Raw genomic sequence first — 17,859 nt, forward strand, 5'->3', positions numbered from 1 at the left:
GGAGCGGCTGTGACACCGCCCCGGCCGGGCTAGCCGAGGCGGGTGCCTCAGCGGCCGTTGCAGGCGAAGTAGACGGAGTTGAAGATCGGCGGCCCGTTGTCCTGGCGGCTCGCGTCCGCCGCACGGATGGTCGACCGATCGCCGGCACTCGCTTCCTGCGCGATCAAGTTCACGCAGGCGACGTTGGCCGGCGACTTCACCACGCCGTTGACGAAGCGCATGTCGGCGCCACCGCGCAGGCGGATGGCCGCAGGCGCCGCCGCGGTCTGGATGAAGGTGAAGTTGGCGTAGTTGCCGAACGTACGCGGCAGCAGGTCTTCGTTGAGGTTCGAGTCGATCTCGGTCGAGAAGCTGTCCGCGGTCGCGCCAATGGTGCGCTGGGCGGCAACCATGAACTGGATGAACCCGCGATAGCCGTTGTCGATGTCGAAGCCGTCGTCATCCGCGCCGGTCGCGACGAAGTACTTGATGTTGGTCGCGCCGCCAAAGATCTCGACCCCGTCGTCGGCGGAATTGTGGCTCTGGACGTGGTCGATGGTGGTGCCCGAACCCGTGCCGCCCAGCGTCAGGCCCTGCAGCTCGTTCCCGTCGGAGATCGCGATGCCCGAATAGCGGATCTGGACAAAGCTCATCCGGCCGCTCGAATCGGCAACGGTCGGGCCACCATAGAAGCGTCCGGTCACACCCTCGATCTGCTGCTGGCAGGTGGGTGAGCTGCCCGCGGCGTTGTTCGGCCCCGTGGTGCCCGCGCACACTGCCGTCGGCGCACGGCCCAGCAGGATGATGCCGCCCCACTGGCCCTGGCTCGCGTCGGACACGCCATTGTTGTTCAGGTTCTGCTGCGAGGTGATGATGATCGGATTGTTGACGTCGCCCACCGCGTTGATCTTCGATCCACGGTTGACCAGGATCAGGTCGTTGGTCGGCTCGTTCGCGTTGGCGAACAGCACCACGCCCGGCTCGATGTTCAGCGCGATGCCCGAGTCGCCGCCGGTCTGCCCCACGTCTGCGCCGACTTCCGTCTGGCCGGTAAAGCGATAGGCGATGCCGGGGATGCGCGGCAGGGTCAGGCTGGTGGTGATCTGCTGCGGAATGTCGCACACCTTGAACCCGCCCTGGGTGGCGGAGGTCGCCGTGGTGGCTGCGCCGGTCGGGGTGGTGGTGCCGGCCGGGCAAGCCGCGCCGGCCGCCAGTGTGCCAACGGCCGGAACCGCGGTGCAGCGCGCGCCCGAACCGCCGAATTCGGCCGAGCTCGAATTGCAGGTCCATCCCTGGAAGGACGTGTCCGTCGGGCCGTTCAGCGCGCCAACATAGTTGGTGGAGGTGAAGAAGCTGTTGATCGTGGACGGGTCAACCGCGGCCGCCAGCGACGTGCCGCCGGTCGGGTACACGCCGTTGAGCGTCGAGCCGGCGCCGTTGACGTTGTTGTTGCTCCCCGCGTTAACGATCGCCAATTGCTCGTCGGCGGTGATCGTGAACTGCTGGCTGACGCCGCCCGCGGTGAACGACTGGCCCGACGTGGACGCGAACTGCGCGGCGGTGATCGCGGACGGGGTCGGCGTGCTGGTGGGGGCCGGCGTCGGGCTCGGCGTGGGCGCACCGATGATGATGGTGCCCGCGCCCGGCGAAGCGACATTGTCGGCGCCATTACAGCCCGCCAGCGCGAGAACCGCACTGCCCGCGAGAAGACGCGCCGCCTTTTGCGTGAGGATCGCCATTGCCCAAAACTCCCTGTTCCGTGTCGTGGCGGGCGATTGCCCGGTTCGGTCGACCCAAAGGTTCCCCCCTCGTTCGACCCACGACAGGGCCGGTAGGCGCGCCGTGTGACGGCTACGTGCGACTTTGGAGACAGCGCCGTGACGCTTTCGTTGCGGTTACGTGACGGTCCCGGTGTGGGACCCGCCTGGGCTGCCAGCCGTTGTGGGAATACCTGCTGTGAAAGGATAAACCTGTTGATCCGTTCGGCCCTGATCGGCGCACTCGCCGGTGCCCGCGCCATCTCGCCCCTTGCCGCCGTCAGTGCCGCTGCATGGCGTGACGAACTGCCCCGCGACAACGGCGCGCCGCCGTTGCTCGGTCATCCGCTGCTCGCGGCGGGGACGCTGGCGCTGGCCGCTGGCGAAATGGCGGGCGACAAATGGTCGGAGGCGCCGGACCGGATTGTTGCGTCGGGCATGGCGGCGCGGATCGTGACGGGCGCGGTTGCCGGCATGGCGCTCGCGCCAAAGCACCAGCGGGTCGCGGCCGGGCTGATCGGTGCCGCTGCCGCCGCGGGTGCTGCCTATCTCACCTTCTCTGCCCGCATGGCGGCGCTGCGCCGCTATGGCCAGGTGACGACCGGCTTCGTCGAGGATGCCCTGCTGCTTGCGGGCACAGCAGCCGTGGTTCGCGGCGCCAAGGATCAGGCGACCACAACCAAGCCTTAGGGGCGGACGACGGCTCCGCCCTTCATCACCAGCCTGACCCGGCGCAGGGCGGACAAGTCGCGCGCCGGGTCGCCCTCGACCGCCACAAGGTCGGCCAGCAGGCCGGGCTTCACCGTGCCGACGCGATCGGCGATGCCGAGCACGCGGGCATTGCCTCCCGTCGCGATCGACAGGACGCGCGCTGGCGACAAGCCCCACGCGCTCATCAGGTCCAGCTCGCGCGCATTGTCGCCATGCGCGAACACTCCCGTGTCGCCGCCCACGCACAGCGTGACGCCGGACGTGATCGCGGCGGCATAGCTCGCCCGCTTGGCGGTAATCCGCGCAGGTTCAGGCGCAGCACCGTTCGAACCGGCGTAGCGGCTGGTCGCGTCCGTCGCGGCGAGCGTCGGGCAATACGCGACGCCACGGGCCTTCATCAGCGCGAAAACCTGCGCCGTGCCCTCATCGCCATGCTCGATCGTGTCGACCCCGGCCTCCGCCGCGCGGCGCATCCCCTCGGCGGTGCCGGCGTGAGCGGCGACGTGACGGCCGGCATCATGGGCGGCCTCAACAACCGCCCGCATCTCGGCGACGGAGAAGGTCGGGTGGGACGGCTCGCCCGGGCCCCAACGGTAGTCGGCGTACAGCTTCACCCAGTCCGCGCCCTCGCCCATCTGCCGGCGCGCGGCGGCGACCAGAGCGGGACCGTCCGCCTCCTCTGCGCCCTGCGGTACGGGAAAGGCATAGCCCTTGGGCCCGTATGCTCCCGACGCGACCAGCGCGCGGTTGGCGATCAGCAAGCGGGGACCGGGCACGATCCCCTGGTCGATCGCTTGTTTCAGGCTGCGGTCGGCATCCCCCGCCCCCTCGGTCCCAAGATCGCGGACGGTGGTGAACCCTGCGAACAGCGTCGCGCGGGCCGCGGCCACGGCGCGTGCGGTGCGCAGCGGCAGTGCCTCCTTCAGCACTTGGTCGTTCCAGCTCGCCTCGTCATAGGGATGGAGGAACAGGTGAACGTGCGCGTCGATCAGCCCGGGCAGCAGCGTCGTGCCCGGCAGCGGGACCGTTTCCGCTCCGGCCGGCGCGGTGACGGCCGGGCCGACGGCGGTGATGCGGTCGCCCGTCACCAGCACGCGCCAGCCGGGATGCCGCGCCTCCCCGTCGAACACCGCATCCGGCACCAGCAGCACCGCTCGGGGTGCAGCCTCGGCAGAGGCGAACAGGGCAATGGCGAGCAGGGCGAACAGGCGGCGTAGCATGGACGCCACCCTGCCCCGCGCCGCGCGGCTAGTCGAGCAGCAGCACGATCTTGCCGCTCGGATGCCCCTCCTCCTGCTCGCGATAGGCGGCCGCCGCTTCCGTGATCGGGAATGTCCTGGCCACGGTGACCCTGACATTGCCCGCTGCCATCAGGTCGGCGACCTGGCCGAGCTGCGCCGCATTGGGCTGCGCCATGAAGCGCGGCGCGATACGAACATCGCGGCCAGCCTTCTTGTCGTCGGATGGCGGCTGGACCGTGGAAACGAGAATGCCGCCTTCGCGCAGCACGGCCAAAGATCGCTCGCCCGTATCGCCGCCGATCAGATCGAGCACGAGGTCGACGTCGCTGACCTGATCCTCGAACCGCCCCGCCTTGTAGTCGATCACTGTGTCGGCGCCGAGCGAGCGGACAAAGTCGACGTCCTTGGCGGACGCCGTCGCAATCACGCGGGCGCCCTTCCATTTGGCGAACTGCACCGCGAGGTGACCGACCCCGCCGGCCGCCCCATGGATCAGCACGGTTTGCCCGTTGTCCAGCCCGCCCTGATCGAACAAGCCCTGCCATGCCGTCATGGAGGCGAGCCCGGCCCCGGCGGCCTCGGGAAAGTCCACGCCCTCGGGGATCGCGATGAACTCGACCGCCTTGGCGACCACGAACTCACTCTGCGCGCCGCGGTCGATGCCGATATGCGCCATCACGCGGTCGCCGTGGCGGACCATGTAATGAGCGCGCGTGCCCATCGCTTCCACGGTGCCGGCAAGGTCGCGGCCAAGGATCAGGGGCAGCTTGTCCTCGCCGATCGGCGGGAACTTGCCTTGCGCGATCTTGTAATCGACCGGGTTCACGCTGGCGGCGCGAACACGGACCAGCACCTCGTCATCCTGCGGCTGCGGAATGGGCATGCGCTGCACTGACAGCGCGTCCGCGCCGCCGAAACGGGACAGCACGACCGACAGCGCGGCGGTGTCATCGTCGGACAGGGTCTGGTCGGCGGCGTCGGTCATGCGGAGCACTCCTGATGTCTCCGGTGACAACGGCCCGCTCACGCTTGCGCTCCCGCCTGTCCCAAAGGAGGTGGACGGAATACCGCGATCGCACGGGGAACGCGAAGCCATCGCCGTACTTCGCGCGCCACCACCGATCAGCGCACGCACAACCGCAACGTGGCGCTGCGGCGACCCCGACACGCAACTGCGCTTCCACGCGGGCGACACCTGCCAGCCCGAGACGATCCGTGGGCGTCGCATCGAGCCCACTCGCGACAGGGTAGCAACGCTCATCGAAATTCGCTTCGGGGGCGGCAGCCCACGGATGAGCGCAGCGGCCACCACTACGAAGAACAAAAAGAGAATCGGCCATTGCATCGCGGCAGCCTGCATCAGCGCAGCGGCTGTAGGACAGCAAAAAAGCACAACAGCAAAAAGGCCCGCTGCCGCCGGGCAACGGGCCTGTTCATGGTGGGCGCGACAGGGATTGAACCTGTGACCCCACCCGTGTGAAGGGTGTGCTCTACCGCTGAGCTACGCGCCCGATCTGAAATCGGAAGCGGGCCTTTAGGCGGCGTCGCGCAGCCTGTCCAGCCCGGATTTGTGAGTGCAAAGGCGGCCGTGCTGGCGTGATCCGCTGTGAAAGCGCTTGCAGGACCTGCCGGAGCTTTGAACCTCGGCCGCAGCCGCCTGGATGGCCCGCGTCTGCCAGAATGGCCCGCATGTGCCGGGCCGCCGGCCAAGGCGCCCCGGCTCATCGCCAGGGCGCCGTTGGGTCAAACGTTGACCGAATCCTTCAGGCCCTTGCCCGCCTTGAACTTGGGCTGGCTCGATGCCTTGATCGTCATCGGTTCGCCCGTACGCGGGTTGCGCCCGCTGGACGCCTTGCGCTTGGAAACGGAGAAAGTGCCGAAACCTACCAGGCGCACTTCGTCGCCCTTCTTCAAGCTGGCCGAAATCGCGTCGAACACCGCTTCCACCGCCTTGACCGCGTCACCCTTGTTAAGGCCCGACGTGTCCGCGACCGTGGCGATCAGCTCCTGCTTGTTCATTGGCAACCCCCGTTGTTGAGCACGCGCGCGGACCCGCCGGGGGGACTCGCACGACGAAAAGAAGCTGCCAGTAAGGCGAGGGCGCTGACCTGAGTCAACAGCCCTCTCCTAACCTAGGTGATTAGTGGTGGAGCTCGCCACCCGCCGGAGCGATCGGCGTGGGCGGAAACGCGGCCAGTTCGTCGGCATCCGTCCAGTCGATCGCCTCCAGCGGCGCCGTCAGGGCGAGGCGCAAAACCTCGTCGACGTGCGAAACTGGGACAATGGTCAGCCCCTGCTTCACGTTCGCCGGAATGTCGGCCAGATCCTTCTCGTTCTCCTGCGGGATCAGCACCGTCTCGATACCGCCACGCAACGCCGCGAGCAGTTTCTCCTTCAGCCCGCCGATCGGCAGCACCCGGCCGCGCAAGGTCACCTCGCCCGTCATCGCCACCTCGCGCCGGATCGGCACGCCCGTCAGTGTCGACACGATGGATGTCACCATGCCGATGCCCGCCGATGGCCCGTCCTTGGGCGTCGCGCCCTCGGGCAGGTGGACGTGGACGTCCTTGCGGTTGAACACGCTCGGCTTGATCCCATAGCTCGGGGCCCGCGCCTTCACGAAGGAGAAGGCGGTCTCGATCGACTCCTTCATCACATCGCCCAGCTTGCCGGTCACCTTGGCACTGCCCTTGCCGGGCACCGTCACGCTTTCGATCGTCAGCAACTCGCCGCCGACCTCGGTCCAGGCAAGGCCCGTCACCGCGCCGATCTGGTTCTCGGTCTCGGACAGGCCATGGCGGAACTTCTGCACACCGGCGAACTCGTGAAGGTTCTCGGGCGTGATCGTGACGCTGGTGACCTTGCCCTCCAGGATCTGGCGCAACGCCTTGCGGGCGAGCTTCGCGATTTCCCGCTCCAGCGTACGTACACCGGCTTCCCGGGTGTAGCGCTGGATCAGCGCGCGCAGCCCCTCATGGGTCAGCGTGAACTCGCCATCCTTCAGGCCATGCGCCTCGATCTGCTTCGCGATCAGGTGCCGCTCCGCGATCTCGACCTTTTCGTCCTCCGTGTACCCTTCCAGCCGGATGATCTCCATCCGGTCGAGCAGAGGCTGCGGCAGGTTGAGCGTGTTCGCGGTGCACACGAACATCACGTCAGACAGGTCGACGTCGATCTCGAGATAATGGTCGTTGAACTTGGCGTTCTGTTCGGGGTCCAGCACCTCAAGCAGAGCGGACGCCGGGTCGCCCCGGAAATCCTGGCCAAGCTTGTCGATCTCGTCGAGCAGGAACAGCGGGTTCGCCGTGCCAGCCTTTTTCAGGTTGGTGACGATCTTGCCCGGCATGGAGCCAATGTAAGTGCGGCGGTGGCCGCGGATCTCGGCCTCATCCCGCACGCCGCCCAGCGACTGGCGGATGAACTCGCGCCCGGTCGCCTTGGCGATCGATTCGCCCAGGCTGGTCTTGCCGACGCCCGGCGGCCCGACGAGGCACAGGATCGGCCCCTTCAGCTTGTTGGTGCGCGCCTGCACGCCAAGATACTCGACGATCCGGTCCTTGACCTTTTCCAGCGCATAATGGTCCTGGTCCAGCGTCGCCTGCGCCGCCGCGATGTCGCGCTTGATCTTGGACTTCTTGCCCCAGGGCAGGCCCAGCAGCACGTCCAGATAGTTGCGCACCACCGTCGCCTCGGCGCTCATCGGCGCCATGGTCTTCAGCTTCTTGAGCTCGGCCGTCGCCTTGGTCCGCGCTTCCTTGGAAAGCTTCAGCGTCGCGATCTTCTGCGTCAGCTCGGCGAGTTCGTCGCCATCGCCTTCCTCATCCGAATTACCCAGCTCGCGCTGGATCGCCTTTAATTGCTCGTTGAGGTAATACTCGCGCTGCGTTTTCTCCATCTGGCGCTTGACGCGGCTCTTGATCTTCTTCTCGACCTGTAGGACGCCGAGCTCGCCTTCCATCAGGGCGAATGCCATCTCCAGCCGCTTGGCAGGATCGGTTTCGACCAGCAGCGCCTGCTTGTCCGCGACCTTCACGTTGATATTGGCGGCGACCGAGTCGGACAGCTTGCCCGCTTCGCCAATCTCGGCAAGCTGCACGGCGGTTTCGGCCGGCAGCTTCTTGTTGAGCTTGGCATAGCTTTCGAACTGGCCGACGACCGACCGCATCAACGCCTCGATCTCGACGCCCTCAGTGATCACGTCCTCAACCGGCAGAACGGTTGCGGTCAGGTGGCCCTCACCCTGGGCCAGCTCACCCAGGCGTGCACGCGCCTTGCCCTCCACCAGCACGCGCACGGTGCCGTCGGGCAGCTTCAGCAGCTGAAGAACGGTGGCAGTCACGCCCATTTCGTACAGGTCTTCGCGCGAGGGATCGTCCTCGGCCGGGTCGAGCTGCGCGACCAGGAAGATCTCCTTGTCGCCAGCCATCGCAGCCTCAAGCGCAGACACGGACTTGTCGCGGCCGACGAACAGCGGAACGATCATGTGCGGGAAGACGACGATGTCGCGCAACGGCAGAACGGGATAGGTTGTCATGCAATCTCCGACGGACGCCTGATGGGGCGTCCAGTTGAACTGTATATGGGGAGGTTTGCGCATCCATCAATCGGTTCAAACGGTCTGCCAGCACGGAAGGATGAGGTGTTGCGGTGCTTGACGCGTAAGTATTTTCCCGCCGACACGCTCCTATGCGCCCCGCCCTGCTCCCCGCCGCCCTCCTCCTCACTGCCCTGCTCACCACCGCTGCCGCGCCGCTGCCCAAAAAGGGGGAACCGGCAATCACCGCGCAAACGCAGAAATCTGGGGGCGTCCGCCCGGCGGAGCAGCTGGCGCTTCGTTTCGATTCGGCGGACCTCGATTTCCAGGTGCTGCCCGCGACGCAGCAGTTGAAGGGCGTGGCAACGCTGCGCTTCACGGCCAGGGCGCCCGTGTCCCGCCTGCTGATCGACCTCGACCGCAATCTGCCGGTGTCCGCGATCAGCATCGACGGGGTGGCCCTCCCGCGGGGGGGCTGGAGCAACCCCGACGGTCAACTTGTCGTCACCCTGCCTCGCCCGCTCGGCACCGGGCAGTCCGTCACCGCGCGCCTCACCTATGGCGGCACGCCGCACGTCGCGGTGAACGCGCCATGGGATGACGGCACCGTGTGGTCCAAGACCCCGGACGGGCGCACCTGGTTCGCGACCACGGCGGAGGGCTATGGCTGCGACCTGTTCTGGCCGTGCCTCGACTTCCCCACCGGGGAGCCGGGCGTCGTCACGCTGCATATCACCGTGCCCAAGGGGCTGAAGGCGCCCTCCAACGGCGTGCTTCTGGGGGTCGACCAGCTCGCGGACGGTCGCTCGCGGTGGAACTGGCGGGTGAAGAACCCCAATACCTATGCCATCGCGCTGAATGTCGGCCCGTATGAGGAGATCTCGGGCACCTACAAGAGCCGCTATGGCAACTCGTTCCCGATGTTCTACTGGTACCTGCCGGGTGAGAAAGCCAAGGCGGAGGCGCTGTTCGCGGAGTTCGCGCCGACGCTCGACTTTTACGAAAGCGTCGTCGGCCCCTACCCATTTGGCGACGAAAAGGTCGGGGTAGTCAAAACCCCGCACAAGGGCATGGAGCACCAGACCATCAACGCCTATGGCAATGCCTATGCCAAGGCGCCCGAGGGGTTCGACTGGCTGTTCCACCACGAATTCGGCCACGAATGGTTCGGCAATCAGCTGACGGCCGGCAACTGGGACGATTACTGGCTGCACGAAGGCTATGAAAGCTACATGCAGCCGCTCTACGGCCTGTGGCGAGAGGGGGACGCCCGCTACGCCACCATGATGGACACCCAGCGCCGGCCGATCGCGAACAAGGTGCCGATGGTGCGCGGGCGCGTGGTGACGGAGGAGGAGGTGTACGAGCCTTCCAAGGGCGGTCCCGGCCAGGACATCTACTACAAGGGCGCGTGGATGCTCCACACGCTGCGGTGGCTGATCGGCGACAAGGACTGGGGCGATGTTACGCGTCTGGCGGTGTACGGGCGCACGGACCCGAAGCCCGGCAACTTCCGCCCCCGGTTCGGCTCCACGGCGGAGTATGAGGGCTTTGTCCGCCAGGTGACGGGCAAGGACTATCGCTGGTTCTTCGACGTTTATCTGCGCCAGGCAGCTTTGCCGGAGTTGGTTCAGACCCGGACGGGCAACACGCTGTCCCTTCGCTGGGCGGTGCCGGGCGGCGGCCCGTTCCCCATGCCGCTGGAGGTCAGGATTGGCGATGACCTGCGCCGGGTTACCCTGCCCGCGACGCTGACGGTGCCCGCCGACACGCATGTCGTGGTGGACCCCTCCGCACGCATCCTTCGCCGCAGCCCTGCCATCGAGGCATATCAGGCGTGGCAGGCGGAGCAGAAAGCAAAGAAGTGAGGGACGACGCCCGGCCGATCCCGGTCGCCGACAGAGGGGCGTGGACTTCCGACCGAGGGAGCTTGCAGCGCTTCTGCGACGCAGAGCCTGCGACTGCGCTCCGGGCAAGGGGAAGCTGAGGAGACACACACTCGTCCAACCCGTTCGCGCTGCGCGTCGAAGCACCTAACTGACACTCCTCCACCCCGTTCGTGCTGGAGAAACTCGAAGCGCCGCGAGATTCAGGTGCGAACGCCCCTCCGCTCCGAGGATCGCCGGCCTTCAGCCCCGCTCGTGCCGAGCGCAGCCGAAACACCTCGCGCGACCCAGCTACTTAGAACTGCGAACGACGCCCTTCGTTCACCATCCGTGGCCGCCTCTCCCGACCGTTCTAGCTGAGTGCAGTCGGAGCACCCCGCCGGACCTATGCTGTAGGTTTTCGGAAGCGCCCCGCCGTTCGCCGTCGGTCGATCCCCCTACACCCCGTTCGTGCTGAGCACAGTCGAAGCACACGTCCACGCCGGACCCGGACCGACTAGCTCAGTGAACGGGCCGGATCAGCGTCCGCATCAGCCGCGGATCAATCGGCTGGTCAAATCGGCACCCGACGACTCCGCCCTCGCACCACATCACCGTCGCGGCGATGGGCATGCTTCCGGCCAGACGCAGCCAGAGCCGCGTATCTTCAGGGTAGCTTTCCGTGCACGCGATGCGGCACCCGAACGCGGAAACGTCAGTCAGCTTGGCATCGACGGGCTGTGCCCCATGCTGGCGGGCGGAAGCGCTGGTGATCACCACGGGATGCCGCTCCTCTCCGCGCCGGTTGGCGGGCGAGAGCCGTTGGCGACGCGGTGCGATGCTGTGAGAGGCCATGGGTGTGCAGCTTGGCAGGAGTTGGTTGACGAGACGTTAAGAGTTCCGGTCGGGCGAGCGGAGCATCGACCAGAAGCGCGGGCCACCGTTTGGCACGAGCCACTCGCGCGTCACTTCGAAGCCCAGCCCGGCGTAGAAGCCCAGGTTCGCCTCCGTCGCGGTCTCGAGATAGCATGGCGTCCGCCCCGCTGCACGGGTAAGCCCTGCCCGCACCGCTGCACCGCCCAGCCTCTTGCCCTGCGCCACCGGATCGCAGCCCGCGACGTGAAGGTACCAGAAGTCGCCCGATGGCATATGCGCCCCGATCGCGTCCGAGAGCGCCAGCGCGCGGGGCAGCGCCCGGCCAAAGGCCGCGAGCATCGGTACGGCGTTGCGCAGCATCTCAAGCCGGCCGGTATGAACGCGACCCGGCCCACGCCACAGCGTTGCCGCCTCCCCGCCCGCCGTCACCAGCCGCATGCCCGTGGCGCGGTCGCTGTCGAACAGCAGCGCGAACAGCCGGGGCAAGCGCCGGGCGCGATCGGCGGGATCTGGAAAGATGAAGCTCATCGCCGGATCGTCGGCAAAGGCGCGCGAGAGCATCTGCGTCACCGGCGCGCGGTCGGCCCCGGCGGCGACGCGCACCTCGCTCACCCTCGCGCGATCAACAGGGCAGGACCGACATTGTTGAGCAGGTGGATCGTCGCCGCTGTCGCGATGCCGATCCAGTATCCCTTCTCGCGCCAGGTCAGGAACGCGGTAGAGAAGATCAGGAACGGCCACCAGATCGCGACACCCCAGGTGGGGGCGAGCAGGCTGTGGAGAACGCCCCACAACATCGCGCTGCCGACCACCGCGACCCAACGGCCGCCCAGCCGATTGAGCAGCAAGACCGGCCCGCTCATCAGCAGCGTTTCGATGACCGGAGAGACGATCGCGATCAGCACGACCAGCGTGCCCGCCGACACGCTGCCCCCGCCCAGGTCAGGGGCCGGCGCCTCGGGGAACAGCAATCGCGCCAGCGCGGCAAGCGGGATGGCACCTGCCAACGACAACGCCGCGGCAACCAGGACGTAAAGGACCCAGCGCCGCGGCGTGAAGAGAAGGTCGGTCGCCCGGGAAGAAGCAGTGTTCATGCCCGGGCGTTATGTGTCAGGCAGCCGCCTCGCCACCCTTCTTCTTTTCGGCATAGACCCGGATGGGCTCGCGACGGCCCTCCACCACGTCCTTGTCGACCATCACCTCATCCACCCCGTCCATGCCGGGCAGGTCAAACATGGTGTCGAGCAGGATGCCTTCCAGGATGGAGCGAAGGCCACGGGCGCCAGTCTTGCGCTCGATACCCTTCTTGGCGACCGTCACCAGCGCATCGTCGGTAAAGCCGAGATGCACCTGCTCCATGTCGAACAGCTTCTGATACTGCTTCACCAGCGCGTTCTTCGGCTCGGTCAGGATCTTGACCAATGCGTCCGTGTCGAGGTCCTCCAGCGTCGCGATCACCGGCAAACGGCCAACGAACTCGGGGATCAGGCCGAACTTCAGCAGATCCTCAGGCTCGGTCTGGCGCAACACCTCGCCCGTCCGCTTCTCCTCGGGAGCCGCGACATAGGCACCGAAACCGATCGACTTGCCCTGAAGCCGGTCGCCGATGATCTTTTCAAGGCCGCTGAACGCGCCGCCGCAGATGAACAGGATGTTGGTCGTGTCGACCTGCAGGAACTCCTGCTGCGGATGCTTGCGGCCACCCTGCGGCGGCACGGAAGCGGTGGTGCCTTCCATCAGCTTTAGCAGCGCCTGCTGGACGCCCTCACCCGACACGTCGCGCGTGATCGACGGGTTCTCCGCCTTGCGGCTGATCTTGTCGATCTCGTCGATGTACACGATGCCGCGCTGCGCCCGCTCGACATTGTAGTCAGAGGCCTGGAGCAGCTTCAGGATGATGTTCTCGACGTCCTCGCCCACGTAACCGGCCTCGGTCAGCGTGGTGGCGTCCGCCATGGTGAAGGGCACGTCGAGGATGCGGGCCAGCGTCTGCGCCAGCAACGTCTTGCCGCAACCGGTCGGGCCGACGAGCAGGATGTTGCTCTTCGACAGCTCGACGTCCGCACCCTTGGCGCCGTGGTTGAGGCGCTTGTAGTGGTTATGGACGGCCACCGAGAGCACGCGCTTGGCCCGCCTTTGGCCGATCACATAATCGTCCAGGACGTTGCAGATTTCCTGCGGGGTCGGAACGCCGCCGTCCTTCTTGGACACCAGCGCGGACTTGGTTTCCTCGCGGATGATGTCGTTGCACAGTTCGACGCACTCATCGCAGATGAACACGGTCGGCCCCGCAATCAGCTTGCGGACCTCATGCTGCGACTTGCCGCAGAAGGAGCAATACAGGGTGCTCTTGGAGTCGCCGCCGGTCAGCTTGTTCGGCATTCAAACCATCCTTTGTGCGGGGGATCCCCGCTTGTGGGCCGGGCATCGTAGCCCGGCCGTTACGCAAATCACAATCACGAAACGCTGCGACCGGGCGTCCCGACGGCTCAAGCCGCCGCGGCGACGTCGTCCGCAGGTGCCGGACGCTTGTCGAACACCTCGTCGATCAGCCCGAACTGGCGGGCATCCTCGGCGCTCATGAACTTGTCACGGTCCATCGCGCGCTCGATCTCTTCAAGCGGCTTACCCGTGTACTTCGCATAAAGCGTGTTTAGGTCGTGACGCATGCGCAGGATTTCCCGCGCCTGGATCTCGATGTCCGCAGCCATACCCTGTGCCCCGCCCGACGGCTGGTGGATCATGATCCGGCTGTTGGTCAGCGCGACGCGCATCCCCGGCTCACCGGCGGAAAGCAGGAAGCTGCCCATCGACGCGGCCTGGCCGATGCACACCGTGCCGACGCGCGGGCGGATGTACTGCATGGTATCGTGGATCGCCATGCCCGCCGTGACGACACCGCCCGGCGAGTTAATGTACATGAAGATGTCCTTCTTCGGGTTCTCGGACTCGAGGAAGAGCAGCTGCGCGGTGATCAGCGAGGCCATGCCGTCCTCGACGCCGCCGGTGACGAACACGATGCGCTCACGAAGCAGGCGCGAGAAGATGTCAAAGGAACGCTCGCCACGGTTCGACTGCTCGATCACGATGGGAACGAGGCTGGACTGCGACGGGACGAGACCGATCCCGGCCTGGGCAAGCGGTGCCGCGAAGTCGCCGGTCTCGAACGGATTGTGCATGGATGAACTCTCTTATGCCCTGAAGAACCCCTATGTCGCGCGGGCGTTGGGTGACTTCAAGCCCCGCCTTGCAGCTCGCCTTAGCGGGCGCGCCTCACGGCCGATGCTGGGCGGCGACTCCGCGGCACCCTTCTAGGGCACTGACCGCAGCGCAGCCGCACCCTGGTCGTTCTCCTTCGCCCCTGCGCGGGTCGGCGCAGGCGCCGGTAGCTGGAGGTAGGCCAGCCTGCGCACTTCGCGTCGGCCGCGCACCACCGTGTCGAGGATCAGTCCCGAGAACAGGCACAGCGCCGCCAGGATCACCAACCCCGTTGCGCCGATCGCGGTCGGGAAACGGGGCACCAGGCCGGTCTCGACATAGGTCAGCACCAGCGGGATCGCGAGCAGCACCGCCAACAGCGCCAACGCGCCACCGATCGCGCCAAAGAACAGCAACGGTCGCTCGATCCGGTACAGCGTCAGGATGGTGCGCGTGATCCGCCACCCGTCGCGATAGGTCGACAGCTTTGATGCCGAACCCTCCGGCCGCTCGAAATATGGTGTCTCCACCTCGCCTACCGGCATCCTGAGCTCGAGCGCATGGACGGAGATGTCGGTTTCGATTTCGAAGCCGGTCGACAGCGCGGGATAGCTTTTGACAAACCTGCGCGAAAACACGCGATAGCCGGACAGGATGTCGGAAAAGCTGCGGCCGAACAGGCGGGCGAGCATGCCGGTCAGCAATTTGTTGCCGAACACATGACCACGCCGATAAGCCGTAGTCGCCTGGCTTACCCGGCAGCCTACGACCATGTCGAGCTGCTCGCCCAGCAGTCGGTCCACCATTGCGGGCGCGCTGGCCGCGTCATAGGTCGCGTCGCCATCGGCCATGACATACACGTCGGCATCGACGTCTGCGAACATGCGGCGCACGACCGCGCCCTTGCCCTGCACCCGTTCGCGCCGGACAATCGCGCCCGCCGCCGCGGCGATCTCCACCGTGCGGTCAGCGCTGTTGTTGTCGTAGACGTAAAGGGTGGCGCCCGGAAGTGCGGCGCCGAATGCCGCCACCGTCTGGGCGATGGCCGCTTCTTCATTGTAGCAGGGCAGCAGAACGGCGATGCGCGGGGTCATGCCGGTGATCCTAGCCCGGAACGGTTAGCAATCGATGCTCAAACTCGGGCGCACTCATGGCGCACCGATCCTGGTCAAACGGCCACTGGCGGCCGCCCCCGTCCAGGTAAACGGGGGCGGCTGTCCGATCAGGCTTCAGTCGCTTTGGCCTTCTTCGCGCGCGGCTTCTTGGCGGAAGCGTCGGCGGCGCTGGTGCCCTCCGCAGCTTCAGCAGCGACCGGCGACGACTCAAGCACCTGAGTTTCTTCGGTCACCGGGGCAGCCTTCTTGGCGCGCGGCTTCTTGGGCTGGGCGTCCGCAGCCGGCTCGACCTCGGCGCCGGCGTTCTGGTCCTTGGCGACCGGCTTTGCAGCCTTCTTCGCCTTGACAGCCTTGGCGGGCTCAGCAGCAGGCGCCGCGTCGCTGTTCACCTCGGCCGCGGTCGCGGCGGCCTCGACCGGCGCGGTATGGGCGTGGTCGTGGTCGTGTCCATGATCGTGACCGGAATGATCGTGGTCGTGGTCATGGTCATGCCCGGCGTGGTCATGGTCATGATCGTGATCATGGTTGTGGACGTGAGTGCCGGTCGCGAAGCCGTCTTCGCTCTCGATCGCGCTTTCCAGCTCCTCGCGGGTGGTTTCGCGGTCGGTGATCGTTGCCTTGCCGAACAGGAAGTCGACGACCTTGTCCTCATACAGCGGCGCGCGCAGCTGGGCGGCAGCCATCGGCTCCTGCTGGATGTACTGGATGAAGCGCTGGCGGTCTTCGGTGCCATACTGCTGCGCAGCCTGCGCGATCAGGCGGTTCATCTCCTGACTGGTGACCTCGACGCCATTGGCCTGGCCGATCTCGGACAGGAGCAGGCCCAGGCGCACGCGGCGCTCGGCGATCTTGCGGTAGTCCTCGCGCTCGGACTCCATGTCGGCCATCGCCTTGGCGGGATCGGCCTCATGGGTCGCTTCATGCTCGAGCTGCTGCCAGATCTGGCTGAACTCGGCCTCCACCATCGAGGGTGGCACTTCGAAATCGTGACCCTCGGCGAGCTGGTCGAGCAGCTTGCGCTTCATGTGGGTGCGGGTGAGGCCGTTCAGCTCCTGCTCGATCTGGCCGCGCAACAGGCCCCGCAGCTGCTCCAGGCTCTCAAGGCCCAGATTCTTGGCGAGCTGGTCGTCGATCTGGCTCTCGCCCGCGGTCTTCACCGACTTGACGGTGAGGTCAAAGGTGGCGGGCTGGCCGGCCAGCTCCTTGGCCTGGTACTCGGTCGGGAAGGTGACGGAGATCTGCTTCTCGTCGCCAGCCTTCAGGCCGACCATCTGCTCCTCGAAGCCGGGGATCAGGCGGCCCGAGCCGATTTCCACGGCCATGTCGGTGCCGGTGCCACCGTCGAACGCGACGCCGTCAGCGGTCTTGCCGACAAAATCGACGGTGACGAGGTCGCCCTGCTCGGCCGCCTTGTCGCCGGCATCATCCCAGCTCTTGGACTGATCAGCGAACTTCTGCAGTTGCTCGTCCACCTGCGCGTCGGCCACCGGCACGGTCAGGCGCTCAAGCGTCAGGTTGTCGATCGCGGGCGCGGGCACCTGGGGCAGCACTTCCAGCGAAACGGTGACCACGGCGTCCTTGCCGCGCTCATAGCCGTCTTCCAGCGCTACCGACGGCTGCATCGCCGGACGCAGCGCGTTCTGCTGCATCAGGTCCTGCACGCCCTGCTGGATCGCGGAGTTCAGCGCGTCCGCGGCCAAAGCCTCGCCGTGCATCTTGCGCACGAGGTTGACGGGAACCTTGCCCGGGCGGAAACCGGGCATGCGCACCTGCGGCGCAACCCGCTTCACCTCGGCATCGACCTTGGCGTCGACCTCGGCGGCGGTGATGGTCAGCGTGTAGGCGCGCTTCAGCCCCTCGTTCAACGTCTCGACAGTCTGCATGATCGGCCTTTGATCAGAGAAAAATCCTGTGGTGGCGTCCGCCTGCCGACGGCGGACTGGTGCGGGCGAAGGGACTCGAACCCCCACATCTTGCGATGGCAGGACCTAAACCTGCTGCGTCTACCAGTTCCGCCACGCCCGCATCTTGGACCCGCCGTTGGGCGGGCGTCTATACCAGCCCATGCGTCAGGAGCAAGCGGCGCTCATAAAAGGGCAACCGGGAGGCGCGCGGGACGTTGAAAGGGGCGAAGGAGACGCATTCATGGCTACCCAGCCTCCCCCCGAAAGCCCCACCCCGTCGTCCCAGCCGGTCCAGCCGGATTCGCCGCCGCCAGAGATTTCGCCGACCGGCCCCGACTTCGACCAGCCCTCCCCCGGCATCTCGCCCAGCGACCCGGGCACCAGCCAACCTGCGGAGATCTGACCCATGCCCAGCACCGATCCCAACCAGCCCGACCGCGAAGACGACCGTCCCGACATTCAGCAGGAGGTGGAGGCGCGCTCTGACGCCGTGAACCGCGGCGAAGGCGGTGGCGAGCCCGCGATGTTCACCGACGCCGGAGAATTCGACGGCAACAGCGGCACCGGAGGCGTGGTCAAGAACCAGGACCTGACGCAGCAATAAGCACGTGCGATCGTCACCCCTGCAGTCGGGGTGACGATCGAGTATCATGCCGGCCTTGCGCTACCCCAGCCGGGG

The 17,859-nt window shown here is 66.7% G+C and carries 16 protein-coding genes, 2 tRNA genes and 1 pseudogene; 5 read left to right on the forward strand and 14 right to left on the reverse strand.

Going from position 1 to position 17,859, the window contains the following annotated elements; translation table 11 throughout:
• Positions 1-47: 47 nt before the first annotated feature.
• On the reverse strand, positions 48-1,718 hold the full coding sequence (locus tag FHS94_RS11140; RefSeq protein WP_184057775.1) for a hypothetical protein: 1,671 nt from the start codon (positions 1,716-1,718) through the stop codon (positions 48-50).
• A gap of 234 nt (positions 1,719-1,952) precedes the next feature.
• Here FHS94_RS11140 and FHS94_RS11145 point away from each other — a divergent pair, with 234 nt between their 5' ends.
• The gene (locus tag FHS94_RS11145) at positions 1,953-2,426 is read left to right on the forward strand and encodes a DUF4126 domain-containing protein (protein WP_184057777.1); all 474 of its coding nucleotides are present in this window, start codon (positions 1,953-1,955) and stop codon (positions 2,424-2,426) included.
• Here the strand turns inward: FHS94_RS11145 and FHS94_RS11150 are convergent.
• The 5 genes and pseudogenes from FHS94_RS11150 to lon all read right to left on the reverse strand — a co-directional run bounded on the left by FHS94_RS11150 (position 2,423) and on the right by lon (position 8,222).
• Positions 2,423-3,667, reverse strand: coding sequence for a metal-dependent hydrolase family protein (locus FHS94_RS11150; RefSeq protein ID WP_184057779.1), 1,245 nt, complete (start codon positions 3,665-3,667; stop codon positions 2,423-2,425). The two genes, FHS94_RS11145 and FHS94_RS11150, sit on opposite strands and share 4 nt — an antisense overlap.
• Before the next feature lie 28 nt (positions 3,668-3,695).
• Positions 3,696-4,673, reverse strand: coding sequence for an NADP-dependent oxidoreductase (locus FHS94_RS11155; protein ID WP_184057781.1), 978 nt, complete (start codon positions 4,671-4,673; stop codon positions 3,696-3,698).
• 451 nt (positions 4,674-5,124) lie between these two features.
• Positions 5,125-5,199 (reverse strand) — tRNA-Val (locus FHS94_RS11160).
• 232 nt (positions 5,200-5,431) lie between these two features.
• Positions 5,432-5,737 (reverse strand): annotated as a pseudogene (locus FHS94_RS11165) (HU family DNA-binding protein); the annotation flags it as partial.
• 91 nt (positions 5,738-5,828) lie between these two features.
• On the reverse strand, positions 5,829-8,222 hold the full coding sequence (lon, locus tag FHS94_RS11170; RefSeq protein ID WP_184057785.1) for an endopeptidase La: 2,394 nt from the start codon (positions 8,220-8,222) through the stop codon (positions 5,829-5,831).
• A gap of 152 nt (positions 8,223-8,374) precedes the next feature.
• On the opposite strand from lon, the gene FHS94_RS11175 reads away from it, so the two are divergent.
• Entirely contained in the window at positions 8,375-10,090 is a 1,716-nt protein-coding gene (locus tag FHS94_RS11175; RefSeq protein WP_184057787.1) for a M1 family metallopeptidase, read from the forward strand.
• A 519-nt stretch (positions 10,091-10,609) separates the two neighbouring features.
• On the opposite strand, the gene FHS94_RS11180 is transcribed toward FHS94_RS11175, so the two are convergent.
• From FHS94_RS11180 to FHS94_RS11200, 5 genes are all read right to left on the reverse strand, one after another.
• Complete coding sequence (locus FHS94_RS11180; protein WP_184057789.1) at positions 10,610-10,942, reverse strand: PilZ domain-containing protein; 333 nt, start codon at positions 10,940-10,942, stop codon at positions 10,610-10,612.
• Positions 10,943-10,978: 36 nt separating this feature from the next.
• The gene (locus FHS94_RS11185) at positions 10,979-11,575 is read right to left on the reverse strand and encodes a GNAT family N-acetyltransferase (RefSeq protein WP_343055254.1); all 597 of its coding nucleotides are present in this window, start codon (positions 11,573-11,575) and stop codon (positions 10,979-10,981) included.
• A complete protein-coding gene (locus FHS94_RS11190; protein ID WP_184057791.1) occupies positions 11,572-12,057 on the reverse strand; it encodes a CPBP family glutamic-type intramembrane protease in 486 nt (161 codons plus the stop codon). Before FHS94_RS11190 ends, FHS94_RS11185 begins: the two co-directional genes overlap by 4 nt.
• 16 nt (positions 12,058-12,073) lie before the next feature.
• On the reverse strand, positions 12,074-13,345 hold the full coding sequence (gene clpX / locus FHS94_RS11195; RefSeq protein ID WP_184057794.1) for an ATP-dependent Clp protease ATP-binding subunit ClpX: 1,272 nt from the start codon (positions 13,343-13,345) through the stop codon (positions 12,074-12,076).
• A 107-nt stretch (positions 13,346-13,452) separates the two neighbouring features.
• Complete coding sequence (locus FHS94_RS11200; RefSeq protein WP_184057795.1) at positions 13,453-14,142, reverse strand: ATP-dependent Clp protease proteolytic subunit; 690 nt, start codon at positions 14,140-14,142, stop codon at positions 13,453-13,455.
• On the opposite strand from FHS94_RS11200, the gene FHS94_RS11205 reads away from it, so the two are divergent.
• Positions 14,141-14,278 (forward strand): hypothetical protein, encoded by a 138-nt coding sequence (locus FHS94_RS11205; RefSeq protein ID WP_184057797.1) that lies wholly within the window; start codon positions 14,141-14,143, stop codon positions 14,276-14,278. The genes FHS94_RS11200 and FHS94_RS11205 overlap by 2 nt on opposite strands.
• Here FHS94_RS11205 and FHS94_RS11210 read toward each other — a convergent pair.
• From FHS94_RS11210 to FHS94_RS11220, 3 genes are all read right to left on the reverse strand, one after another.
• Positions 14,275-15,255, reverse strand: coding sequence for a glycosyltransferase family 2 protein (locus tag FHS94_RS11210; protein WP_184057799.1), 981 nt, complete (start codon positions 15,253-15,255; stop codon positions 14,275-14,277). The two genes, FHS94_RS11205 and FHS94_RS11210, sit on opposite strands and share 4 nt — an antisense overlap.
• Positions 15,256-15,383: 128 nt before the next feature.
• On the reverse strand, positions 15,384-17,159 hold the full coding sequence (tig, locus tag FHS94_RS11215; RefSeq protein WP_184057801.1) for a trigger factor: 1,776 nt from the start codon (positions 17,157-17,159) through the stop codon (positions 15,384-15,386).
• Between the two features lie 57 nt (positions 17,160-17,216).
• A tRNA-Leu gene (locus FHS94_RS11220) sits at positions 17,217-17,301 on the reverse strand.
• Between the two features lie 120 nt (positions 17,302-17,421).
• Here FHS94_RS11220 and FHS94_RS11225 point away from each other — a divergent pair.
• Complete coding sequence (locus tag FHS94_RS11225; RefSeq protein ID WP_184057803.1) at positions 17,422-17,583, forward strand: hypothetical protein; 162 nt, start codon at positions 17,422-17,424, stop codon at positions 17,581-17,583.
• A gap of 3 nt (positions 17,584-17,586) precedes the next feature.
• Complete coding sequence (locus FHS94_RS11230; protein WP_184057805.1) at positions 17,587-17,784, forward strand: hypothetical protein; 198 nt, start codon at positions 17,587-17,589, stop codon at positions 17,782-17,784.
• Positions 17,785-17,859: the final 75 nt, after the last annotated feature.

The sequence above is a fragment of the Sphingomonas aerophila genome, assembly GCF_014199305.1.
Classification (GTDB): Bacteria; Pseudomonadota; Alphaproteobacteria; order Sphingomonadales; family Sphingomonadaceae; genus Sphingomonas; species Sphingomonas aerophila.